Annotated in this window: 26 protein-coding genes; 5 read left to right on the top strand and 21 right to left on the bottom strand. The window is 56.0% G+C overall.

Annotation, left to right across the window (positions count from 1 at the left end):
• Positions 1 to 218: 218 nt before the first annotated feature.
• Positions 219 to 512: a DUF2508 family protein gene (locus BR83_RS15185; protein WP_034634582.1), complete on the top strand. Its 294-nt coding sequence runs from the start codon at positions 219 to 221 to the stop codon at positions 510 to 512.
• A gap of 37 nt (positions 513 to 549) precedes the next feature.
• On the opposite strand, the gene BR83_RS0105860 is transcribed toward BR83_RS15185, so the two are convergent.
• The 10 genes from BR83_RS0105860 to BR83_RS0105815 all read right to left on the bottom strand — a co-directional run bounded on the left by BR83_RS0105860 (position 550) and on the right by BR83_RS0105815 (position 9924).
• Positions 550 to 1188 (bottom strand): uracil-DNA glycosylase, encoded by a 639-nt coding sequence (locus tag BR83_RS0105860; RefSeq protein ID WP_242839631.1) that lies wholly within the window; start codon positions 1186 to 1188, stop codon positions 550 to 552.
• A 151-nt stretch (positions 1189 to 1339) separates the two neighbouring features.
• Positions 1340 to 1531, bottom strand: coding sequence for a CooT family nickel-binding protein (locus tag BR83_RS0105855; protein WP_027356290.1), 192 nt, complete (start codon positions 1529 to 1531; stop codon positions 1340 to 1342).
• Between the two features lie 65 nt (positions 1532 to 1596).
• Positions 1597 to 2841: a PDZ domain-containing protein gene (locus BR83_RS0105850; protein WP_027356289.1), complete on the bottom strand. Its 1245-nt coding sequence runs from the start codon at positions 2839 to 2841 to the stop codon at positions 1597 to 1599.
• Between the two features lie 17 nt (positions 2842 to 2858).
• Complete coding sequence (locus tag BR83_RS0105845) at positions 2859 to 4016, bottom strand: S41 family peptidase (RefSeq protein ID WP_027356288.1); 1158 nt, start codon at positions 4014 to 4016, stop codon at positions 2859 to 2861.
• A 171-nt stretch (positions 4017 to 4187) separates the two neighbouring features.
• Complete coding sequence (locus tag BR83_RS0105840; protein WP_027356287.1) at positions 4188 to 5321, bottom strand: murein hydrolase activator EnvC family protein; 1134 nt, start codon at positions 5319 to 5321, stop codon at positions 4188 to 4190.
• A gap of 18 nt (positions 5322 to 5339) precedes the next feature.
• Positions 5340 to 6227 (bottom strand): permease-like cell division protein FtsX, encoded by an 888-nt coding sequence (ftsX, locus tag BR83_RS0105835; RefSeq protein WP_027356286.1) that lies wholly within the window; start codon positions 6225 to 6227, stop codon positions 5340 to 5342.
• Positions 6217 to 6903, bottom strand: a complete 687-nt coding sequence (ftsE, locus tag BR83_RS0105830; RefSeq protein WP_027356285.1) for a cell division ATP-binding protein FtsE — start codon at positions 6901 to 6903, stop codon at positions 6217 to 6219. The genes ftsX and ftsE overlap by 11 nt, the downstream gene beginning before the upstream one ends.
• Positions 6904 to 7263: 360 nt before the next feature.
• Entirely contained in the window at positions 7264 to 8205 is a 942-nt protein-coding gene (locus BR83_RS0105825; protein ID WP_027356284.1) for a transketolase family protein, read from the bottom strand.
• 20 nt (positions 8206 to 8225) lie between these two features.
• Positions 8226 to 9044 carry a transketolase gene (locus BR83_RS0105820; protein WP_027356283.1) on the bottom strand — a complete coding sequence of 273 codons (819 nt, stop codon included), beginning with the start codon at positions 9042 to 9044 and terminating at the stop codon, positions 8226 to 8228.
• A gap of 37 nt (positions 9045 to 9081) precedes the next feature.
• Complete coding sequence (locus tag BR83_RS0105815; RefSeq protein WP_027356282.1) at positions 9082 to 9924, bottom strand: YitT family protein; 843 nt, start codon at positions 9922 to 9924, stop codon at positions 9082 to 9084.
• A 528-nt stretch (positions 9925 to 10452) separates the two neighbouring features.
• Here BR83_RS0105815 and BR83_RS0105805 point away from each other — a divergent pair.
• The 4 genes from BR83_RS0105805 (at position 10453) to BR83_RS17290 (ending at position 12408) form a co-directional block, all read left to right on the top strand.
• Complete coding sequence (locus tag BR83_RS0105805; RefSeq protein WP_027356281.1) at positions 10453 to 10929, top strand: CBS domain-containing protein; 477 nt, start codon at positions 10453 to 10455, stop codon at positions 10927 to 10929.
• A gap of 207 nt (positions 10930 to 11136) precedes the next feature.
• Positions 11137 to 11571: a type VII toxin-antitoxin system HepT family RNase toxin gene (gene hepT, locus BR83_RS0105800; RefSeq protein ID WP_027356280.1), complete on the top strand. Its 435-nt coding sequence runs from the start codon at positions 11137 to 11139 to the stop codon at positions 11569 to 11571.
• 22 nt (positions 11572 to 11593) lie between these two features.
• Positions 11594 to 12043, top strand: coding sequence for a nucleotidyltransferase domain-containing protein (locus BR83_RS15180; protein WP_051617939.1), 450 nt, complete (start codon positions 11594 to 11596; stop codon positions 12041 to 12043).
• On the top strand, positions 11935 to 12408 hold the full coding sequence (locus BR83_RS17290) for a hypothetical protein (RefSeq protein WP_162164752.1): 474 nt from the start codon (positions 11935 to 11937) through the stop codon (positions 12406 to 12408). Before BR83_RS15180 ends, BR83_RS17290 begins: the two co-directional genes overlap by 109 nt.
• A 37-nt stretch (positions 12409 to 12445) precedes the next feature.
• Here BR83_RS17290 and hepT (BR83_RS15175) read toward each other — a convergent pair whose 3' ends face one another.
• The 11 genes from hepT (BR83_RS15175) to ftsH form a co-directional block, all read right to left on the bottom strand.
• Positions 12446 to 12901, bottom strand: coding sequence for a type VII toxin-antitoxin system HepT family RNase toxin (gene hepT / locus BR83_RS15175; protein WP_242839630.1), 456 nt, complete (start codon positions 12899 to 12901; stop codon positions 12446 to 12448).
• Complete coding sequence (locus BR83_RS15170; protein ID WP_034634578.1) at positions 12885 to 13331, bottom strand: nucleotidyltransferase domain-containing protein; 447 nt, start codon at positions 13329 to 13331, stop codon at positions 12885 to 12887. Before BR83_RS15170 ends, hepT (BR83_RS15175) begins: the two co-directional genes overlap by 17 nt.
• Before the next feature lie 215 nt (positions 13332 to 13546).
• On the bottom strand, positions 13547 to 14050 hold the full coding sequence (folK, locus tag BR83_RS0105780) for a 2-amino-4-hydroxy-6-hydroxymethyldihydropteridine diphosphokinase (protein WP_027356279.1): 504 nt from the start codon (positions 14048 to 14050) through the stop codon (positions 13547 to 13549).
• Positions 14051 to 14305: 255 nt separating this feature from the next.
• Positions 14306 to 14662, bottom strand: a complete 357-nt coding sequence (gene folB, locus BR83_RS0105775) for a dihydroneopterin aldolase (protein WP_027356278.1) — start codon at positions 14660 to 14662, stop codon at positions 14306 to 14308.
• 76 nt (positions 14663 to 14738) lie between these two features.
• Positions 14739 to 15953, bottom strand: a complete 1215-nt coding sequence (gene folP / locus BR83_RS0105770; RefSeq protein ID WP_027356277.1) for a dihydropteroate synthase — start codon at positions 15951 to 15953, stop codon at positions 14739 to 14741.
• Positions 15954 to 15990: 37 nt separating this feature from the next.
• Positions 15991 to 16506: an HD domain-containing protein gene (locus BR83_RS0105765; protein ID WP_242839636.1), complete on the bottom strand. Its 516-nt coding sequence runs from the start codon at positions 16504 to 16506 to the stop codon at positions 15991 to 15993.
• 39 nt (positions 16507 to 16545) lie between these two features.
• A complete protein-coding gene (locus BR83_RS0105760) occupies positions 16546 to 17031 on the bottom strand; it encodes a DUF134 domain-containing protein (protein ID WP_027356275.1) in 486 nt (161 codons plus the stop codon).
• Positions 17032 to 17265: 234 nt separating this feature from the next.
• A complete protein-coding gene (locus BR83_RS0105755) occupies positions 17266 to 19026 on the bottom strand; it encodes a formate--tetrahydrofolate ligase (RefSeq protein ID WP_027356274.1) in 1761 nt (586 codons plus the stop codon).
• 169 nt (positions 19027 to 19195) lie between these two features.
• The gene (locus tag BR83_RS0105750; RefSeq protein WP_027356273.1) at positions 19196 to 19600 is read right to left on the bottom strand and encodes a thioesterase family protein; all 405 of its coding nucleotides are present in this window, start codon (positions 19598 to 19600) and stop codon (positions 19196 to 19198) included.
• Between the two features lie 128 nt (positions 19601 to 19728).
• Complete coding sequence (gene ndk / locus BR83_RS0105745; protein ID WP_027356272.1) at positions 19729 to 20178, bottom strand: nucleoside-diphosphate kinase; 450 nt, start codon at positions 20176 to 20178, stop codon at positions 19729 to 19731.
• Positions 20179 to 20359: 181 nt separating this feature from the next.
• Complete coding sequence (gene ftsH / locus BR83_RS0105740; protein ID WP_027356271.1) at positions 20360 to 22189, bottom strand: ATP-dependent zinc metalloprotease FtsH; 1830 nt, start codon at positions 22187 to 22189, stop codon at positions 20360 to 20362.
• Positions 22190 to 22191: the final 2 nt, after the last annotated feature.

The following is a 22191-nucleotide window of genomic DNA, read 5'->3' as shown; positions in this document are numbered from 1 at the left end:
TTACCGGTTTAAAATGAGAATTTCCTTTGTTCCACCAGTTGGTTGCTCCAATTTAATTTGAAGATTTTTCCCGAATCAATTTGAAAATCTACACTTAATGTATTATGCTTTGGCAGGTCCGGAAATATAATTGGAGCGGGGCCTGTTCCGTTTATAAAAAATACCCTTCTAGGAAGGGCAGAGGGCTCATAACCATAGGTTATGGGAGGTGATCCCCTTTGAACAGGCTGCTTGCTTTCTGGCAGTTAATTTTAAAGGGACTGTTAAGATGGCTGGGCTCCTTTTACAAACGCCGGACGCCCACCCTGGTGGACATTATTGACCAGGCACGCCGTGAGTGGCAGGAAGCTTTAAAGGAATTTCACCTGGTGGATAACGAAATGGTTGATTATGCAATTTTTAAAATTAACACCGCAGAGCGGAGATTTATGGCGCTTTTAAACCAGGCCCGGCGCAGTGGCGTCACCGCCTGGCCCCCGGACCTGCCGGGACCCGTCAGAAGTACGGGTTAAACACCACCGGCGGAGCCCGGCGGGATTCCGCGATATTTCAACAGTGGGGGGAGTAGTGGTTGGGATCGATGAGTTCCCGGTACTTGGCCACCACCTGCTTGAAATCCTCCCACGTGTCCCTCTTCAATTTGGGATTGCGCAGCAGGGCCGCCGGGTGGTAGGTGGGCATGATCCAGACCCCGTTCTTTTCCACCCAGCGCCCCCGGTCCCGGGTGATGCGCCCCCGGGGGTCCAGGACGGCCTGGAGGGCGGTGGCCCCCAGCAAAACCATTATCCGGGGTTTTATAATACGCAGCTGGGCCTCCAGGTTGGGACGGCAGGCTGCCCGCTCCTCTTCGGTGGGTATCCGGTTACCCGGGGGACGGCATTTGACGGTATTTAATATGTACACGTGTTCAAATCGCCCGAATCCACAGGCTTCTAAAATTTTATCCAGCAGCTGGCCTGCTTTTCCCACAAAAGGCCGCCCCAGGCGATCTTCGTCGGCACCCGGGCCTTCACCGCAGAGCACAACCCTGGCCCGGGGATTACCTTCCCCAAAAACCACTCCCTGGCAGCCGGCCCGCAGGCCGCAGCGGTTGCATGTTTTGACCTTTTGCTCCAGGGTTTCCAAATCGTTTATCCCCGTAAGATCCCATCCGGAGTCGCTGAACAGGCTTTCCTGCAACCAGAACACTGTTTCACCTCGCCATTACAAACTGCCGGCAGAAATACCCGGAACGGCGGCCATCCTCCGGTAATTTATCGCGCTGCTGCCCCGCCCCCTTTGCGCCCAAGGAAAAGGGGCAGGTTTTAACTGCCCCTTTGCTAAAAGTCCTTACATTTGTCTATTCTTCTTTCTCTAAAATAATGCGGTGATCCACCAGGGCCAGCTCCACAATCCTGGCCTTGATCATTTTACGCCGCCCAAAAATATCCTCCAGCAAAAGACCATCCTCATGGGGGATCACCCGGTCCACGTTCTCAAAAAACAGTTCTTCCCTGCCTTCTTTGCGCAGGTAAGCATTTGCTTCACACATAATTCACGCACCACCTTTTTTCATAAACGATTATAGACCCCCCTGCTACAGGTGTCAACGGCAAATTATGCCCTTTTAAAACGCCGCCAGAAATCCTGCCACCATCGCCCCAGGGGACCGGCTGTGGAAAGGTCCATCACAGCTTCCTCACCACCATCGGGCACGGGTACGATACCCAGAGGATGGTCCGGAACCCGGAAGACAACCTCCCGGCGGCAGGATTGTTCCGACCCGTGGAGAAACTGCACCTCCACCCGGCTCCCGGCGCCGGCCAGGACCATTTCCAGCTCGGAACGGGAATTTACCTGGTACTGGTTCAGGGCCAGCAATACATCTCCCGAGCGGATTCCCGCCCGCCAGGCCGGGCTCTCCGGCAGCACATCCAGTACCCGGACCCCCCGGGAAGGGGAAACAAATAGAGGGGGACGCAAAAATTCCAGCTTCTTTCCGATATATATAACCATTTCATGTCCCAGGGGAGAGAAGAGGGCAGCCAGGAAGGCCAGAACGCGGAAATGCTGGGACATTAACGCCAGGAGCAGGAGGCAGAGGCTGTAGGCACCCAGGAAAAGAGCCGAAAGGCGGCTTTTCTCACCGGGGCTGCGGGAAACGGCCAGATCACCATAACCCAGGCCGGCCACCACCGGAATGAGGGTGTACACCAGATCCCTGGCCTCACCGTTGACTTCCGGCTTAATCAGGGGCCACCATTCGGGCATGGCCACCCCGTGCTGTACTGCTACCGGACCAACGGCAGCCAGGGCTACGATGGGAATGGGCCAGAAGCGCTGCAGGGTATACCCGCCAACCACCCGGCCGGAGGGTGACTTAAAATAAACCGGAACGGCACCCAGGTGACCGCTGGCCAGGATCAGGGCGCTCTCCACCAGGTGCAAAACGGCCACCAGAGCCAGAACCTGGGCAATATGTATTTCAGGAAAACCAAAAAGCAGGTTGCTGAGCGACAGCACCCCCCCGGCATAGGCAAAGCAGAGAAACCGGGCGTTGATCAGCATCAATAAAATAGCTACCGGCCAGAGATAGACCAGGCCGGAACCGGTGAGGGAAAGCCCAATCAGCACCATAATGAAACTACCAAGGAAACCGCCCAGCAGCCCGTATCCCGTGGCCGCCAGGGTATCGCGCCATACCCCGCCGTCAGCCGGCAGGCCGAAAAACTCATTCCTGGCAACGGCCATGCGCCGGTACTGCAGGGCCACCAAAAGTATTACCACCCAGAACAGGGGATCAAAGAAAACGGAAGCCAGGGTGGTTACTATGAGCGGCAGCAGCTGGCTGAAAGGAAACACTTACACCACCCTCCCCGTCAGGCAGCCCTGGCCATCCTGCTCTCCAGGATCTGGATGGCCCTTTCCAGCTGCAGGTCCACCTGTGCCTGGGGCTCCTGTTCCACCACCACATCCGGAACAATACCCTTTTTATTGATATCGTGACGCGCCGGGGTCAGGTAACGGGCCGTGGTCAGCTTCAAGGCGGCACCGTTATCCAGTTCATATACCGTTTGCACAATACCCTTGCCGAAAGTCTTTTCTCCCACCAGGATACCCGATCCGGTATCCTTCACCGCCCCGGCCAGAATTTCAGCCGCACTGGCACTGGCCCGGTTGATAAGCACTACCAGCGGGAGGTTGAGGTTTTTGCCTTCCGAGGAATATGTTTCCTCTCTTCCGGAACGATACTGGATATAAACCACGGGTCCCCGGGGTATAAAATAACCGGCCACCTTTACCGCCGAGCGCAGCTCACCACCCGGATTATTGCGCAGGTCAAGGAGAACGGCCCGCATTCCTTCTTTTTTCAGACGGGTAATGGTGGACTCCAGTTCATCCGGAGTTTTTTCGGTAAACTGGGTCAGGGAAATATAGCCAATTCCTTTGCCCGGTATCATTCTGCCCTCGACAGTGGGTACGCTAATCTCCTCCCGGACCAGATTTACATCCCAGGGTTGGGGCGCTCCTTTGCGCGTGATGGTCAGCTTGACCTCCGTGCCCACAGGCCCGCGCATCAGGCTTACAGCCGTATCCAGATCCATTCCCCGGGCATCCCGGCCGTCAATGCGGACGATAACATCCCCCTGCCTGATCCCCTTCCGGTAGGCCGGCGTCCCCTCATAGGCCCGCATAACCGTCAGCTGATCTTCTTTAATGCCCACCAGGATGCCCAGCCCGCCAAAGCTACCCCGGATTTGCTCCTGCAGGCGGGCGTACTCCCCCGGGTCCAGGTAAACCGAGTAGGGGTCGTTGAGGGACTTGACCAGCCCGCGGATAGCCCCGTCAACAAGAGTGGTAGCATTCACCGGCTCCAGGTATCTGGTGCGAACCAGGTGGATAACTTCTAGCAGGGTCCCCAGATGCTTGTAGTTGCTGGCCAGCATGCCGCCAAAGACCACAATAACAAGAAAAACCACCAGACCCAGCACTGCCAGCCAGCGGCCCCACCTGCCCGGCCGGTAATAATAATACATGCCCACCTTAACATCCACCTGCCTTATCTTTCCTGTACACACGTATTATACTACAATAAGGCCGGAGTAATTACAACATTATAAAATTAACGGCTTCCGGAAATAGGATATACGGAGAAAAATAAGCCGCGCTCCCGGACTGGTGTTCCGGAAACGCGGCGGTTAAGCACGTTACAGGTAACCCAGGGGGTTCACCGGTGAGCCGTTGACCATGACGGTAAAATGCAGGTGCGGGCCGGTGGACAGCCCTGTACTGCCCACCCGGGCGATAACCTGCCCCCTGCTTACTTCCTGGCCGGTTGAAACCAGCTGGGCCGAAAGATGGGCGTAAATGGTGGTTACGCCCCCGCCATGATCGAGCATAACCACATTGCCGTAACCGCTCATGGTACCCACGTATATAACCGTTCCATCCTGGGCGGCCACCACCGGCGTACCTGTGGGAGCCGGGATATCAATGCCGTTATGCAGGCGCACATAACCCAGTATCGGATGCGTGCGGGAACCAAAACCCGAAGAAATGGATGAGTAACCGGGTACCGGCCAGCTCATGGCCCCGCTGCCCCGGGGCGCCGAAGGGTGGCTGCGGGCCCTTTCCAGGGCGATCTGCCGCAGGATTTCCTGTTCCTGCGCCTTTAATCTTTCCGCTTCTTCCAGGTGGCGGCTCAATTCCTGCTGCGCCTGGGCCAGGAGCAGTTTCTGCTGCCTCTGCCGCTCCACCAGTTCCTGACGGGCAGCCTGCTGCTCCCGCATGAGCGCCATAATGCGGTCCCGCCGCTCCTCCAGCCGGGCCTTCTTTGCGGCCACCTCTTCGCGCCGGGCCGTAAAATCAGCGACAATGGCCGCATCCCGGGCCGCCACCCGTTTCAAGAATTCATAACGGGTGACAAAGTCATTGAAGTCCCGGGCAGCCAGCAGAACTTCCAGGTAATCGACTTCTCCCCACTGGTAAATGCTCCTCAGGCGCTGCTTCATCACCTGGCGGCTCTCTTCCAGCTTCTCCTCAGCCACGGCCAGCTCCTGCCGGGCCCGGTCGACCTCCTGCAGGGCCGCCTGCAGCTCCCGGTCCAGCTGGCGGATGCGCTGTTCCACAGCCATAATGGCCCGCTCCGAATCGGCCACCTGTTCAGCGTAACCGCGCACTTCCTGCCTGGAATCCTGCACCTTCTCCTGTTCCTGATAAAGTTTCTTCCTGGTCTCCTGCAGTTTATCCTGCAGGCTGGCCCCCTGGGCCAGGCCTGCGAGGGTACCGGACAGGGCCAGAACCACCACCAGGGATATGATCTTGCCGGTAAAACCGTTCAAGCCATTTCCCCCCATTAACTAGACATTCAAAAAACGATGGATGGATATGGTACTGCCCAGGGCCCCTATACACAGCCCCAACCCCACCAGACCTGCAAGCAACCTGAAGATCACCTGCCCGTCAGAAACCAGGGGGATAAAGGGCATCGCCCGGGCCATATGCTCCACCAGCGACAGGTAGCCGGTATACACCAGGGCTGCCGCCAGCAGAGAACCCAGCAGTCCCAGCACCATCCCTTCAATTAAAAAGGGAAAGCGCACAAACCAGTTGGTTGCTCCCAGATACTTCATAATCCCTATTTCCCGGCGCCGGGCAAACACCGAAAGGCGGATGGTGGTGGAAATTAAAAATATGGCCGCGGCACCCACCAGGATCATGGCCCCCACTCCCACCACACGTATCCAGCGCGTCACCACTACCAGCCTTTCCACCAGGCCCTGGCCGTAGCGCACATCTTCCACCCCGTCCAGGGAGGAAATTTTCCGGGCCACTTCCACCACCTGATCGGCCCGCCGGGTTTTAACCCGGAAGGTATCCGGCAGGGGATTATCATCCTCCAGGCCGTCCAGAATATCCTGACGCGAACCGAAGCTCCGGCGCATTTCCTGTAAAGCCTCTTCTTTAGGGACAAACTGCACTTCAACCACGCCGGGAAGGAAGCGGATCTTATCGTTTAACTCCCTGATTTCCTCCTGTTCGAGGCCGTCCTTTAAAAAGGCGCTGATCTCCACACTGGATTCCAGCTGGTCCGCAAGGCGGTCCGTATTCACCACCACCAGCAGGGAACAGCCCAGTATAACCAGGGATATGGCCACCGTAGCCGCCGCAGCCAGGGACAGCCAGCCGTTGCGGAAGATGGATAAAAACGCCTCCCGGAAGTAGTAGGCGATGGTTCTAATCCCCACGGCTGTAACCCCCGCCTTCCTCGTCCCGGACAATCCGTCCCGACTCCAGGGCCACCACCCGCTTTTTCATGGCGTCCACAATCTCCCGGGCATGGGTGATCATGATGATGGTGGTTCCTGCTTTATTGATCTGCTGAAACAACTCCATCAGTCCCCAGGAAGTTTCCGGGTCCAGGTTGCCGGTAGGCTCGTCAGCAATGAGAAGAACGGGGTTGTTCACAATAGCCCGGGCAATACCCACCCGCTGCTGCTCCCCTCCGGAAAGGTGGGCGGGCAGCATACCGGCCTTATCCTCCAGGCCAACCAGTTTAAGCACCTCCGGAACGCGCCTTTTGATATCCCGAGAAGAAGCCCCGGTCACCTCCAGGGCAAAGGCCACGTTTTCAAAAACCGTCTTCTGGGGCAGGAGCCGGAAGTCCTGAAAGACCATGCCTATCCTGCGGCGCAGGTAAGGTACTTCCCGGGAGCGCATGCGGGCCACATTCCTGCCGTTAAACAGGACCTGCCCCCGGGTGGGAAGCTCTTCCCGGAAAATGAGCTTGGTCAGGGTGGACTTGCCCGCCCCGCTGGGGCCAACCAGAAAAAGAAACTCTCCCTTTTTAATGTGCAGGTTTATATTATCCAGGGCCTTCACCCCGTTGGGGTAAACCTTGGTCACGCCGTAAAAACGGATCATTAATGCCACCTCAGCTGCGTCGAAAACCAGATTTCCCCCATAATAACGCCCGGCTCAAGACAGGTGCTGCCGGACCAAACAGGGACCACAAAAATTGGGGATACTTCAGCTTTTTTGTATACACTTCGACAACCTCTCCAGAAGTCCTCCTGAAAAACCAGAAAAAAACAGGCAACCCCTCCCCGTAAAAGAGGGGTTGCCCGGGAACAGGTGTGAATGTGGCCGGTACCCGCCGAAGACCGGAGACGAGGCCTTTTGGCCCGGACAGCGAAACGACCTGGAGAGCAACGAATAAAACCAGGGCACACAGACTGGGGTAACCCCTCCCCGCAAGAGAGGGGTTGCCCGGGAATGTGATATTTACCTGCCCTTTCTCTTCACGGCCTCCCGCACCCTGGCCGTCAGGTGTGCGGCGGTCAGTCCATACTTTTCCAGCAGCTCTTCCGGTCGGCCCGACTCGCCGAAAACATCGGGTATACCCAGCCGGTAGACAGGCACGGGATGGTGGGTACAGACGGTTTCCGCAACTGCCCCGCCCAGGCCGCCGATGATGGAATGCTCCTCGGCGGTAACAATGACACCCGTCTCGCGGGCGGCCGCAATCACCGTCTCCTCATCCAGCGGCTTGATGGTATGCATATTGATCACCCGCACCCCGATGCCCTCCTGCTCCAGCAGGCCGGCAGCCTCCAGGGCGGTGGCCACCATAATGCCGGTAGCAATGATGGTGGCGTCATTGCCCTCCCGCATGATCACCGCCCGGCCGGGCTCAAAATGAAAATCGTCCCCGTGCAGTACGGGTACCCCCGGCCGCCCCAGGCGGATGTAAACCGGTCCCCGGATCTGCGCCGCCGCCCGCACCGCCGCCCGGGTTTCCACCGCGTCGGCGGGAACAAACACGGTCATATTGGGCAGGGAGCGCATCAGGGCTATGTCCTCCACCGACTGGTGGGAACCGCCGTCCTCCCCGACGGTGATGCCGGCGTGGCTGGCGGCAATCTTCACGTTGAGCCGCGAGTAGGCCACGCTGTTACGGATTATCTCAAAGGCCCGGCCGGTGGCAAAGATGGCAAAGGTGCTGCAGAAGGGAATTTTCCCGGCTGCAGCCAGGCCGGCGGCCGTTCCCACCAAGTTCTGTTCGGCTATACCCATGTCGAAGAAGCGTTCCGGGAAGTGCCTGGCAAACTCAATAGTTTTGGTGGATTTGGCCAGGTCCGCATCCAGCACCACCACGTCTGGATTTTCCCGCCCCAGCTCCACCAGGGCCTTGCCATAGGCATCCCGGGTGGCAATCTTTGTCATGAAGATTCAAGCCCCCTTTTTTAAGCCAGCTCGGCCAGGGCCCTCTCCACCTCTTCGGGCTTCGGGGCCACGCCGTGCCATTCCACCATGTTTTCCATAAAAGATATTCCCTTGCCCTTCACCGTTCTGGCCACGATCATCTGGGGTTGGCCCCGCACGGCCCGGGCCCTTTCCACCGCCCGGAGAATTTCCTCCATGTTATGCCCGTCAATCACCTGCACATCCCAGCCAAAGGCACGCCATTTTTCCGCCACCGGCTCCACCGACATGACTTTGGAAACGGGCCCGTCGATTTGCAGGCCGTTGAAGTCCAGAAAGGCGGTCACGTTATCCAGCCGGTAGTGGGCCGCCGCCATGGCCGCCTCCCAGACCATGCCCTCCTGAATCTCCCCATCGCCTAACAGGACGTAAACCCGGTAGTCACGGCCATCCAGCCTGGCTGCCAGGGCCATCCCGTTGGCGGCGGACAGCCCCTGGCCCAGGGAACCTGTGGAAAATTCCACTCCCGGCAACTTTTTCATATCCGGGTGCCCCTGCAGGGGGCTGCCGAGGCGGCGCAATGTAAGGAGTTCCTCCACAGGGAAGAACCCCCTTTCCGCCAGGGCTGCATAAAGCAGGGGTGCGGCATGCCCCTTGGAAAGGACAAAGCGGTCCCTGTCCGGCCAGCGGGGATTCTGCGGGTCAAGGCGCATCACCGCAAAATACAGGGCGGTTACAATGTCGGCGCCGGATAAAGAGCCGCCTGGGTGCCCCGAACCGGCAGCGCCGGTCATACGGATGATGTGCCGGCGTATTTCCCGGGCCCTCTCTTCCAGCCTCTTGATTTTTTCCCCTTCCATTTCAAACACTCCCTGACAATGAAGAATTTATTGGAAATCACGATTCCTGCCACTGTTTGAATCCTTCTCCCAGCACCTCGTGCACATCGGCCAGGATGACAAAGGCCTTGCGGTCCACCTGGTAGATCAGATCCTTCAGCCGGGTCACCTCGGAGCGGTTGACCACCACCAGCAGGACGTCCCGCTCCCTGCCGGTGTACATACCCCGCCCCTTTAAAGCCGTAGCCCCGCGGTTGAGTTCCCGCAGAACCACGCCGGCAATTTCATCCGCCCTCTGGGAGATAATGAAGAAGGCCTTGGTATAACTGATCCCCTCCTGCACCAGGTCGATAAGCCAGGCGGTGACAAAAATGGTAATCAGGGCGTACATGGCCAGCTCCCAGGATTTAAAGGTAAACCCCGCAAAAAGAACCACCAGCCCATCGACCAGGAAAAGGAGCTGGCCCACGTTGGCACCGGTATAGGTACGCAGGATGGCGGCAGCCAGGTCCGTACCCCCGGTGGTGCCCCGGTAGCGAAAAACCAGACCCAGCCCCAGGCCGGTGAGCACCCCGCCAAAGATGCTGGCCAGCAGGGGGTCATGGGTGGGCACGGGAAGATAGGGAGCCAGGGCGTCCACCACCAGGGAAAGGCTGATGGTACCGTAAAGGGAGCGGAAGCCAAACTTCAGGCCCAGCCGGTAAATGCCCATGGCGAAAAGGGGGACGTTTAACGCCAGCATGGTCATTCCCACGGGAGCCCCGAGCAGGTGATGGATGACTGTGGCCAGGCCGCTTACCCCCCCGGCGGCAATTTTATTGGGTACCAGAAAGAGATCCAGGCCGAGGGCGGTCAGGACCACCCCCAGCGTCACTCCCAAAAATTCGCTAAGAATGGCCATGGAAAAACATCCATCTCCATTAAAAATGAAATAGGGCCGGTTAACGACAAAGCAGGCCAGGATTATGTTAACCAGAATCAGGCGGCCCTATCATAAACACAGGATATAATTATTCTCAACCCGGAAACGGAATCCTGCATGGCTCAACAAAAAGTTCAGGATTTTGCGGGATCTTTTTTCTTCCCCGTGATCGTGCCGCTGTTCTTTTCGGGAAAATTCCGGGTCGTGAGGCCGGACACTTTAAAAGGGGGAGGAAAGTACAGGCTGAGGATACCGCGAACTTTTCCCCTGTGGTAAAGATTGCGCGTTTTAATCATAAAAAACACCTCCCGACAGTAGGGTGGCCTGCCGGGGAGGTTATTATTTGAGGTAAACGGAAGAACATTATTTTGTGAAACTTTCGCCTTTCCCCCTGCAGCATTAAGTATATAGAAATGACGATTTAACGCCGGTTTGTTGAAATGCTGCCGGACCGGGTATACGATGTTTATTAACAATCAAAGTAAACACCGGGGGGAGGTCTGGCCAATGCTCCAGCGGACGGCTAAAGATATTATGGTTCCCATTTCCAATTATGCCACTGTCAATGCCGACGATAGTTTAATACAGGCCCTGGAAATATTTGAGAATGCCGTATCCAGAGGTTACCGCACCCTGCTAGTTTTAAACGGGCAGGGCAATATTACAGGCTTTTTAACCACCAGAACAATCCTTAAAGCCCTGGCCGCCTACGGCGTAGAAGAAGATATCTGGACTACAGATAGCTGGGGCACCTTCTTTTTACGCATCGAAAGGGAGCGGCTCAAAAACACGAAAGTAAAAAAAATCATGCGGCCTGTCGTCCAGGTTTACGTCGACGAAAATACCCCTGTTCAAGAGGTGGCACGGGTCATTCTGGCCAATCAGGTAAACCATATCCCCGTCCTTGACAGGGAGCGCAGGGTCACCGGTATAGTCCGCACCATAGATATACTAGATGTTCTGGCCAAATTTCTAAGGAATTAAAACAGCAGCCAGGGGATCAACCTTCTGGGGCGCATTGAACCGGGGCGGCCCGCCTTCCTGGTGGCCGTGGAAGGTAACCCCTGGGAGGATATCAACGCCCCTACAGGCAAAATATGTATTCCGGTCCGTTGATTTCCCCGGAAAAAGAGGATATACTTTCCATAAAGATATGACGAACACTGTACCGGTTATGGAGGAAGACACGCAATGAAACTATCTATAAATAAAAATAAACTGCGACAAAAGGCGGCGGACATCCGTCAGGCCTTGAGCAGGCTTACGCCGGTGACGAAGCTCACCATGGAGGAGTTTTTAGCTGACGAGCAAAGGGTGGCCGCAAGCAAGTATTACCTGATTGTGGCCACCGAAGCGGCCATTGATATCTGTAACCATCTGGTTGCCCGGCTCACCGGCAGGGCTCCCAACTCCTATGCCGATTGTTTCAACATTTTATCCGGGGAGCATTTTTTAAGTCCTCCGCTGGCCGAACGCTTGATCCAGATGGCAAAGTTCCGCAACCTGTTAATCCACCGTTACGGCGACATTGATGATAGCAAGGTCTACCATATCATTTGCAACAACCTGGATGATCTGGAACTATACCTGGCTGAAATTGCAGCCATGGTAAAATGCGAGCTCTGACCATCCCGAAAGGAATGGTTTTATGTACAGGCGACTTTCCCTGCCGGAAAAGGAACGCCCATCGATTTGCCGGCTGGCCGCCCGCCTGCTGGCCAAAAGAAAGGAAATTATCTTTGCCTACGCCTTCGGTTCTTTTGTGGAAGAAGCCACCTTCCGGGATATTGACATTGGAGTGTATTTGCAAAAGGAAACCATCCCAAGGGAAAGGGTTCTCGAATACGAACTTTCCCTGGGTGCGGAACTGGAGCGGGAAATACATTACCCGGTAGATATAAAGGTGTTAAATTATGCTCCCGTAACCCTGTGCCATTCGGTTACCGGCGGGAAGGTGCTTTTCAGCCGTAACGACGAGGTGCGGTTTGAATGGGTGGAAAAGACCTGGGATGTGTACCTCGACATGCAATATTTTTTACGCAATTCCCTGCGGGATTTGTTGCTGTCACCGGGACAGCCGGACCGGAAAAGGAAGTGAACAGCCCGGCTGTTCCAGACCGGGCTGTTGTTACGCTAACTAAAAAAAGAAGGATGTGCTTGATTATGGGTTTGGGAACTCTTTTTCTTCTTGGTTCAATAATAACGGCTTCTTATGGGATTATTAAAAAATCCCTGCCATGGTATATACTGAGCTGTGTTATATACTACCCCTGGATATATTATTTGGGGAATTTACCTGCATTTTATTATATACCATTTTTTGAATTTGTATTAGTAGTTTTGTACTTACTCCCTCTTATAGCAATTAAACTAAACAAAGGGGCACTTGCCTGGATAATTTGGGGTCTCGTGTTACCAATGCCGATATGGGCTTTGATTTATATCAACGTAAACAGAAGTTAATAAAGCTCGTAACGGGGAGGCCAGTCCCTCTTTTTCTTTAATCAGCCGGTAACATCTGTTCCTTATCTTCCTCTTCCAGCACAGCTCCGATTTCGCGGATAAAATCTTCAAAATCACCAAGTTCGTTTCGTGCCATTTCATACACTTTTTCGGCGGAAACTTCCTGATAGCCATGGACGACACGGTTGCGAAAACCAATCATCGCTGAATAGATCGGCAATCTATCCCTGGTAATCAACCCGCCCTCATAGAGTATGCGCATGGCATCCCTGGCATCTCCCGGGGCATGACCGAATTTTTTGGCTGCAATATGGTAGGCCAGATCGATCATTGCTTCCACCGCTGTTTGCAGGGAATATTTCAAACCTTTGACCAGCCAGGGATCCATTAATATGTCTTTTTTATTTTTGCTATTCAACAGCTCATTGATGCTGGCCACCTGTTCCCGTATATAGCTGATTTTGGCCATTATCCGTTCACGATCCAGACCCACCGGCCATCACCCCGGCAAAAATTTCCTCCAATGCCGCCCGGTACCGCGGGTACAAATCGGCATACCTTCTACTGACGTATTCCATTACATCGGTAATGCGCTCCATATTCCTGGCATAGATTAATTTCCCTTCTTTAATCACCCGAAAAGCAAAAAGCGGCTTCTCCGGGTTCACCAGAACAATATCATAGGGATGCCCTTCATAAGGCGGAAGCAAAAGGGATATGGCTGCTTCCAGCCGATCCGATTCGACACTGTCCAGTACTATCCCCGGCTCCAGTATCAGGCCCAGGTCAATATCACTATCCGGCCGGCATGACCCCAGGATAGATCCAAACAGGTAAGCGCCGGCCACCTGGGGAAAATTTTGCAGTGCTGCCTTAACCTGCTCAACCACCGGATCGAGATTGACCCGCATCAGTTCGTTCACTCTAACACCACCTCTACAGCGCCGGGACTATTGTGTTATGATAGATGCAACCGGAAATATTTTATCACAAATATGGAAATGACGCATGTTTTTCCAGCTTTATCCGCCGAAACTTTACGCCATACCCTGCGGGATTTGTTGCTGTCACCGGGCAGCCAGACCGGAAAAGGAAGTAAACAGCCCGGCTGATCCAGGCCAGCCGGGCTGTTGTTACGTCAAGGCAATTGACCTTCACTTTTCTCCAGTTGTTCCACCCCCTGCCGGTCAACGCCGGCCAGCAGCTCCCTCACCCCGCCCCGGCCCGGGATGACCAGATCCGGCGCCAGGTCGGCCAGGGGCACCAGGACAAAGGCGCGCTCGTGCATGAGCGGGTGGGGAACCACGAGATCGGGTTCATCAATGACCTGCCCGTTGTAAAGGAGCAGGTCCAGGTCAATCACCCGGGGGCCCCAGCGCACACCCCGCACTCTCCCCAGGCGGTTCTCCACTTCCAGGCAGGCGGCCAGCAATTCCCGGGGGGAGAGGGTGGTTTCCACTTCCGCTACGGTATTGACAAACCAGTCCTGATCCGTATAGCCCACCGGTTCGGTGCGGTAAAAGGGGGCCACCCGCAAAATTTTAACCCCCGGCACCCGGCCCAGCAGTTCCAGGGCCGCCTTTAAATTGGCTTTTTTTCCCCCCATGTTCGATCCCAGGCCGATATAGGCTACAACTTCCATCTTAAGCCCTCCATATGGAACATGCCAATCTCGTAAGTTTATTTACCTTTTCCTGTTCACTGGAGAATCGTCATACGATAAAAACCAACTCAGTTAGTCAAGGGAACAGCGGCACCGGCCGCCGGACGGATAGGAATGACCAGGCAGCGCTATTTCCAGTCATGAGGTTGTAAGGGTGGATGCTCCAAAAAATAACCCCGCAGCCGCGGCCGGCGGGTGAGTGACCGGAAAAACTAAACATGTGGATATTTCCCCTCAGCGCCGGCGGTGGATCTCCACGCCCATGTATGCAAAATGACCGGGTACCGGGGCGCCGGGTTTCTTTACCCGGACCAGCACCTCGCTTACCGGAAATTGTTCCAGGATGGCACCGGCCACCTTCTCCGCCACCGCCTCAATCAAACGGCAGGGGGCCCCGGTAACCACTTCCTCCACCAGCCGGAAAACCCGGGCATAATTCACCGTCTGTTCCGGATCGTCGGTCCTGCCGGCGGGAGCCAGGTCCAGGGACAATTCCACATCGATAATAAACCGCTGGCCCAGGTGCTGTTCCTGGGGTAAAACACCGTGAAAGGCGTAAAACTCCATGCCCTTTAAAATCAACCGATCCACTGGTTCTGCACCCCAAATCCGTATAATCCATGTCTTAAAAAGAATTAAAGGCGGCAATTACAAGCAGCCGCCAGCTTTATTCTTCCCCGCAGGCACAGCGCGCGGGCTTCCGGCGCACCATGGCGTCGGTCATACGGGCCACCCGCACCATTTCCTTTACATCGTGCACCCGCACGATGTCCACCCCGGCGGCAATGCCAATGGCCACCGTGGCCGCCGTACCCTCCATCCGCTGGTCCGCGGGCAGGTTCAAAGTTTTACCGATCATCGACTTCCGGGAAGTCCCCAGCAGCACCGGCAGCCCCAGGCAGGCCAGTTCGGAAAGCCGGCTCATAACCTCCAGGTTCTGCTCCACGGTTTTGCCGAAGCCAATTCCGGGGTCGATAATGATTTTTTCGAGATTAATCCCCGCCTCCAGGGCCAGGACGATGCTCTCCCGGAAGAAGCGGATGATGTCCCCCATCAAATCCCTGTACTCCGTACCTTCCTGGTTGTGCATGAAGATGACAGGGGCATCATAGCGGGCCACCACCGCCGCCATCTCCGGGTCAGCCCGCAGTGACCACTGGTCGTTGATGATGTGGGCGCCAATTTCCAGGGCCTCCCGGGCCACTGCAGCCTTGGTGGTATCAACGGATATGGGTACGGGAATCTCCTGCACCAGCCTTTCCAGAACCGGTATCACCCGGCGCATTTCTTCTTCCACCGTTACCGGCGTGTACCCCGGCCGGGTGGATTCCCCGCCCAGGTCGATAATATCGGCCCCATCTTCCACCATGCGGTGGGCATGCTCCAGCGCCCGCCCCGGGTCATAGAACCTGCCGCCATCGGAAAAGGAATCGGGAGTTACGTTGAGGATGCCCATAACCAGGGTCCTTTCCCCCAGCACCAGTTCCCTTCCCCGGCAGTCCAGCCGCCTTACAGGACGGCCCTCCAGGTTCTGCAGGACGCGGCGTATTTCTTCCGCCAGGGCGGGAAGTCCGAAGGGCTGCATCTTGAGCTTGGCCAGCAGGGCATCAAACTGCTTCAGGGTGCCCATAAGCAGCACATCGGTTTTCTCCACCGCATGTTCCACCACCCCCCGGGCCACGGCCACCTCCCCGCCCCTGGCCAGCATCTCCTGCTTGAGTACATTGGCCTGGACGGGGGTCAGGCCGCTGATCTTCAAAACCCGGTGAACCGCCTTGGGGGCCATCAGCCGGCAACCAATCCTGTCCGCCCCCACCGCAGCTATTTCCTGCAGGGCCTGGGCGCGGTTCTTTACCTCGATATTCCATACCTGCACAGGCACACTAAATCACTCCTGGATACGCTCTTACCTGTTTTAGTCAATAAATCAGTGTTTCCCGCAGGGTCTCCATCCGATCAGCCTTATAACACTTCTCGCGGGCAGCGCAAAGGGCACAGGGGCGGGCCAGGTCATCGGCCCGGCATAAAATGCGCCCCAGCATCCCTCCCCAGGGCTCCCCCCGCCGGTGGGCGGCGATGGCCCGGGTAATCACTTCTATTTCACGGGGCAAAAACCCCGCCCGTTCCAGAATTGGCCCGGCCAGGCGGGCACCCGCCGCGGCATGGTCTTCCCCGGTGTCGTACTGCTGCCAGCGGGCGATATCGTGCAACAGCCCGGCAGCATAAACCACCTCTTTGGCCGCCTGGTGGCTGTCCAGACGATTTTGGCAAATAAATTCAGGAAGCAGGTTGCCTTCCACCACTAAAATATAGCTGATCCGGGCCACATCCAGCATATGCTGAAAATCATGCCGGCAAAAGGGCCTGTCCTTTTCCCGGGCCGCATTCTGCTCCAGGTAGTACCGGTAATAGCTGTCCCTGATAATCCGTCCCACCCGCTGCAAAGGACCCACCCCGTTTATTTACGAGACAAGCTACTCATTTTCGGCCATTTTATCCAGCTTCCTGCACTTTTCCCAGCGCTGGCAGCGGAACGGTGTTCCATCCTGGTTGATACGGTAAAATTCGGTACTTCCGCAATTGGGACAGGTCATCTCCAAACCCCGGGGACCCTGACCGCACGGCAGCTCCCACTGGTGGCCGCACTTTTCACAGAGAAAACGACGCATCACCAGCTGGAAGTTACCACCTTCCACCCGGATGGCCTTGCCGTTGACCAGCGCCTCGGCCACCTTGGCCCGGGCAGCGCTTAAAATGCGGTGATAGGTGGGGCGGGAAACTCCCATCCTCTCGGCGCAGGCCTCCTGCTCCAATCCCAGCAAATCCTTCAAACGTATGGCTTCCAGTTCTTCCACGGTGAGGCCCACTTCTTCCAGGTCCCGGAGAGGTACCCCCGCCGGCTTGAAGAAAGTCAGGCGGGGAATAAATTCTACCCTGCGACATTTCGGTGGTCTGGACATTGGCAACACTCCTAACTGCTGCTATTTTTCTTGCAATTACCAGTTGCTTTTGGAATTTATTTGGAGATTTTCCAGGCCCCCGCATGACAGCTAAAAAACGGCCATTGACATAATTATAGCGGCAACCTGAACAAGTGTCAATTTAATAACCAGATAATTCGCATTTTCCCGCCCCTGTTTTGAACAAAAAAGCACCCCGGGTAAACCGGAGTGCCCCTACGGGAGTTTCTTCCCTTAGAAGAGACCGATAACTTTGCCTGTATTTACATCCACGTCTATCCGCCGGAAAGCAGGGTCGGAGCTGGTACCGGGCATCAGGCTGATGGTACCGGTCATCGGGCAGAGGAACTTGGCTCCGGCAAAGATTAACACGTCGCGCACCGGCAGAACCCAGCCCCTGGGCACACCCTTGAGGTTCGGGTCGTGGCTCAAGCTCAGGTGTGTCTTGACCATCATGGTGGCAAAGTCGCGGTAGGCGGGATTTTCTTCGATCATTCTGGCCTTGGCTTCCGCTTCCGGCGTCCAGACTACACCGTCGGCTCCGTAGACTTCCCTGGCGATAATCTCCACCCTCTGCCGCAGCGGCATTTCCAGCGGGTAGAGGAACTTGAAGTCCACGGGGTCATTGCAGGCATCGATGACCGCATCGGCCAGCTCCAGAGCACCTTCGCCGCCCTTGAGCCAGTGCTCGGATACCGCGCAGCGGGCGCCGGCTTCTTCCACCAGGCGGCGGACCAGCTTGATCTCGTCGGGGGTATCGGTGTAGAAGGAGTTGATACAGACCACAGGATTGATGCCGGCCTTCTTGACAATGCCGATGTGGTGGATCAGGTTCTCGATGCCTTTCTCCAGCAGGGCCAGGTTTTCCCTGGTGTACTCGTCGGGAAGCGGCCGGCCGGGCACAACCTTCGGTCCACCGCCGTGCATCTTCAGGGCACGGATGGTGGCCACAATCACGGAAACGTTGGGTACCAGGCCGCTCATGCGGCACTTGACGTTCCAGAATTTTTCAAAGCCGATGTCGGCACCAAAGCCGCTCTCGGTGATGTGATAGTCAAACATCTTCAGACCGATCCGGTCGGCAATGATGGAAGACTGGCCTATGGCGATATTGGCAAACGGACCGGCATGGACCAGCACGGGCTGGTATTCCACCGTGGAAATCAGCGTGGGGTTAATGGTGTTGCGCATGAAGGCGGTCATGGCACCGGCCACTTCCAGGTCACTGGTGGTAACCGGGTTGCCCTTCATATCGAAGGCCACGATGATCTTGCCAATGCGTTCCCGCAGATCCTTCAGGTCGTTGGCCACCGCCAGGATAGCCATAAGCTCGGAACTGACGGCAATCTGGAACTTGGACTGCATCATGTAGCCGTCCATCCGGCCGCCGATGCCGATGATGATGTTGCGCAGCGCCTGGGCGCAGAAGTCGATGGTCCAGCCCATTTCCACCCGGGTGGGGTCGATATTCAGCCGGCGGAGGTTCCGCTTGGCCAGCTCGGCGTCATCGTAGTTGCGCTCGTGCTGCATGCGGGAGGTCAGGGCTACCATGGCCAGGTTGTGGGCGTTCATGATGTCGTTGAGGTCCCCCGTCAGACCCAGGGAAAACTCGGTCATGGGGATGGCCAGGGCATTACCGCCACCGGCTGCCGTACCCTTAATATTGAAGGTGGGGCCGCCCGACGGCTGGCGGATGGCACAGCCCACGTTTTTGCCCCTCTTGCCCAGGCCTTCAACCAGGCCGATGGTGGTGGTAGTCTTACCTTCTCCCAGCGGGGTGGGAGTAATAGCCGTAACGTTGATGTACTTGCCGTTCGGCCTGTCCTTTAAGCGCTCAATGATCTTCATGAAGTCAAGCTTGCAGATCCTGCCGTAGGGAATGACCTCATCCTTCTCCAGGCCGAGTCTTTCGCGCCACTCTTCAGGAGTGGGCATATTCTTTTCCGCTTCTTCGGCAATCTGCCAGTCAGCCATCTTGGTGGCATCGTAAGGCATAAATTTTCTCTCCTTTCCGCTTGGTTGAAAATAATTAATTTAAATTTTATTTATAACCCTCTAACGCTACCGCTGCCCCGAAATACTCTCCTTCCCCCCCTCTTCCTTATCTTAAAGTAAGCTACATAAAACGACATCCCGGCAGAAACCGGAATATCTGTTGCTGAACTTAGGAGGTAGATTTCAACTTCGCTGCAGCCCGGGAAAGGAAACGCTCCCCGTCAACAATAAAGCGCTCATGGGTACCGCGGCCGATCAACTCCTGCTCATCGCGGGCTTCCACCTTAAACACAAGGCGCCTGCCGTCAATTTCCACCAGTTCTGAGGTGGCAACAACTTCCATTCCCACAGGAGTGGCGGCCAGGTGCTCCACATCCACCCGGATACCAACAGTGACCTGCCCCGGTTCCAGAAGCGGGTCCACCGAAGAAAGGGCCGCTTTTTCCATCAGGCCGATCATCGCGGGAGTGGCAAAAACCCTTGCTCCCCCACTGCCGTAAGCCAGGGCAGTATTATCTTCCGTGACCCGCGTAGAGGCTTCACCCCGCAGGCCAATTTTAAGTTCTCCCGCCAATCCATCTCACCCCTTGCTATTCTTTACAAGTTCGTCATTTTATCAGAGAATTCCTTCTTCAAATAATTTTTTTATTATGTTCATTAAAAATTCAGGTTTAAAAAAGAGTGGCCTGCTACGCCACTCTCCTATTCATAAATCCAGCGGTCCACGTCTCTCTGGTAATCCACCAGTTCTTCCGGTGCAAAAAACAGGCCGATCTCCCGGGCAGCACTGGCCGGCGAATCGGAACCGTGAACCACGTTGCGGCCGATATCCATCCCGTAAGTGGCACGGATAGTTCCCGGAGCAGCCTTCAAGGGGTTGGTGGCCCCCATCATTTCCCGGACCGTCGTCACCGCATCCTTTCCCTCCAGAACCATGGCTACCACCGGTCCCGACGTTATGTAATCCACCAGTGAGCCGAAAAATGGCTTGTCCCTGTGTTCTCCATAATGCTTTTCAGCCAGCTCCCGCGGGATGCGCATCATTTTCAAGCCGACTATTTTCAACCCCTTCTTCTCAAAACAGGCAATAATGTTCCCCACCAGGTTTCGCTGAACCCCGTCGGGTTTAATCATCACAAAGGTCCGTTCCATACCACGACTCCTCCTGTATATAATTACCGGAGCACTGAAACGCAAATATTCAACGTAAATATTCAATGAAACCCGGTTGGATGCAGCGCTGTCCTCGCTTACCCCAATGCTTCGCGCCGACAGCGCCGCATCCCTGTCATGACGGCTTCCCTGAATATTTACGTGAAACAGACCCCGGCATCTAATTTTTGGCGCTGTGCTCTTCTTCCCCGGCCTGTTTCATCAGGGCGGCAAATTCCTCCGCTTCCAGGGTTTCCTTTTCAAAAAGTGTCTTGGCCACCAGGTGCAGCGTATCTATATGCTTTTCCAGAAGCTCTTTGGCCCGGTTGTAACAGCTCTCAATCATGCGCCGCACTTCCTTATCAATGGCCGCGGCCACCTCTTCGCCATAGTTCCGGTCCCGGGCCAGATCCCGCCCTAAAAAGATCGTTTCCTGCTTGCGCCCCAGGGTCATGGGGCCGATCTCTTCGCTCATCCCGTACTCCATGACCATGCGCCGTACTATCTCGGTGGCCCGCTCCAGGTCGTTCTGCGCACCCGTGCTGACTTCCTTCAGAACCAGGGCCTCAGCCACCCGGCCGGCCAGCAGCATGGTCACCTGGTCCAGGAGCATGGAGCGGGTCATGTAATAGCGATCTTCCTTGGGCAGGAGCAGGGTGTAGCCGCCGGCCCTGCCCCGGGGAATAATGGAGACCTTGTGCACCGGATCGGTATTGGGAAGGAGATACCCCACCACGGCATGGCCGGCTTCGTGGTAGGAGACCAGTTTCTTTTCCTGCTCGCTGATAACTTTGGATTTTTTCTCCGGGCCGGCAATAACCCTTTCAATGGAATCCTCCAGCTCCTGCATGGAGATCTGGGTTTTATTGTTGCGGGCGGCCAGGAGAGCGGCTTCATTTACCAGGTTGGCCAGATCGGCACCGGTAAAGCCCGGTGTGCGCCGGGCCAGCACATCCAGGTCCACATCGGGAGCCAGGGGCTTGCCCCGCACATGCACCTTGAGAATTTCCTTGCGTCCCACCACATCGGGGATATCCACCACCACCTGCCGGTCAAACCGGCCGGGCCTCAACAGGGCGGGGTCCAGGATATCCGGGCGGTTGGTGGCGGCAATGATAATGATCCCCTCGTTGGGGCTGAAGCCATCCATTTCAACCAGCAGCTGGTTCAGGGTTTGCTCCCGCTCGTCATGACCGCCACCCAGGCCCGCACCCCGCTGCCGGCCCACGGCATCAATCTCGTCAATGAAGACAATGCAGGGAGCATTTTTCTTGGCCTGGTCGAAAAGGTCCCGCACCCGGGAGGCGCCGACGCCCACAAACATTTCCACAAAATCAGAGCCGCTAATGCTAAAAAAGGGTACCCCCGCTTCTCCGGCCACTGCCCGGGCCAGAAGGGTCTTACCGGTCCCGGGGGGGCCGTAGAGAAGCACCCCTTTGGGAATGCGGGCTCCCAGTTCGGCAAACTTTTTCGGGTTTTTCAGGAACTCCACTATTTCCTGCAATTCTTCCTTAACTTCATCGGCACCCGCCACATCGGCAAAGGTAACCCGCTTCTTATCATCGGTATGCAGGCGGGCCCGGCTCTTACCAAAGGACATCACCCGGTTGCCCCCACCCTGGGTTTGCTGCATCATGAAGAAGAACAGCAGGACGAAAATCAGGATGGGCAAAAGGCTGCTCAGAATGTTGGCCCACCAGCCCGGGGAAGGAGGCTCCTGAATTTTTACTTCCACGCCCTTTTCGAGCAAAATGGTAGCTATCTGAGCATCATTTTTTAACCCCGTAACCTGGAACCTGGTACCGTTTTTTGTTGTTCCGGTAATCAGGTTTGTATGCTCCCTGGACTGGATGGTTACTTCTTGAACCTGGCCCTGATTTACTGCCTGGATGAACCTGTTATAGTTCCACTCTTCCACTCCCGTAGTGGGCGGCTGGGTATATTTAATCAGGACTATAATAACCAGCACAATTAAAATATATATGCTTAAATTTTTCAGGACCTTGTTCAACA

Origin of the sequence: Desulfofundulus thermocisternus DSM 10259 (genome assembly GCF_000686645.1) — a bacterium.
In the GTDB taxonomy this organism is placed as follows: Bacteria; Bacillota; Desulfotomaculia; order Desulfotomaculales; family Desulfovirgulaceae; genus Desulfofundulus; species Desulfofundulus australicus.
This window is presented reverse-complemented; position numbering and strand designations above follow the sequence as displayed.

Bases quoted from the DNA above. Each gene is read 5' to 3' on its own strand.
- BR83_RS0105855 (WP_027356290.1), bottom strand. From the start codon at position 1,531: ATGTGTGAAGCAAATGCTTACCTGCGCAAAGAAGGCAGGGAAGAACTG.
- BR83_RS0105845 (WP_027356288.1), bottom strand. From the start codon at position 4,016: ATGTATTATTATTACCGGCCGGGCAGGTGGGGCCGCTGGCTGGCAGTG.
- ftsE (WP_027356285.1), bottom strand. From the start codon at position 6,903: ATGATCCGTTTTTACGGCGTGACCAAGGTTTACCCCAACGGGGTGAAG.
- BR83_RS0105825 (WP_027356284.1), bottom strand. From the start codon at position 8,205: ATGACAAAGATTGCCACCCGGGATGCCTATGGCAAGGCCCTGGTGGAG.
- BR83_RS0105820 (WP_027356283.1), bottom strand. From the start codon at position 9,044: ATGGAAGGGGAAAAAATCAAGAGGCTGGAAGAGAGGGCCCGGGAAATA.
- BR83_RS0105815 (WP_027356282.1), bottom strand. From the start codon at position 9,924: ATGGCCATTCTTAGCGAATTTTTGGGAGTGACGCTGGGGGTGGTCCTG.
- BR83_RS0105805 (WP_027356281.1), top strand. From the start codon at position 10,453: ATGCTCCAGCGGACGGCTAAAGATATTATGGTTCCCATTTCCAATTAT.
- hepT (WP_027356280.1), top strand. From the start codon at position 11,137: ATGAAACTATCTATAAATAAAAATAAACTGCGACAAAAGGCGGCGGAC.
- BR83_RS15180 (WP_051617939.1), top strand. From the start codon at position 11,594: ATGTACAGGCGACTTTCCCTGCCGGAAAAGGAACGCCCATCGATTTGC.
- BR83_RS17290 (WP_162164752.1), top strand. From the start codon at position 11,935: ATGGGTGGAAAAGACCTGGGATGTGTACCTCGACATGCAATATTTTTT.
- folK (WP_027356279.1), bottom strand. From the start codon at position 14,050: ATGGAAGTTGTAGCCTATATCGGCCTGGGATCGAACATGGGGGGAAAA.
- BR83_RS0105760 (WP_027356275.1), bottom strand. From the start codon at position 17,031: ATGTCCAGACCACCGAAATGTCGCAGGGTAGAATTTATTCCCCGCCTG.
- BR83_RS0105755 (WP_027356274.1), bottom strand. From the start codon at position 19,026: ATGCCTTACGATGCCACCAAGATGGCTGACTGGCAGATTGCCGAAGAA.
- ndk (WP_027356272.1), bottom strand. From the start codon at position 20,178: ATGGAACGGACCTTTGTGATGATTAAACCCGACGGGGTTCAGCGAAAC.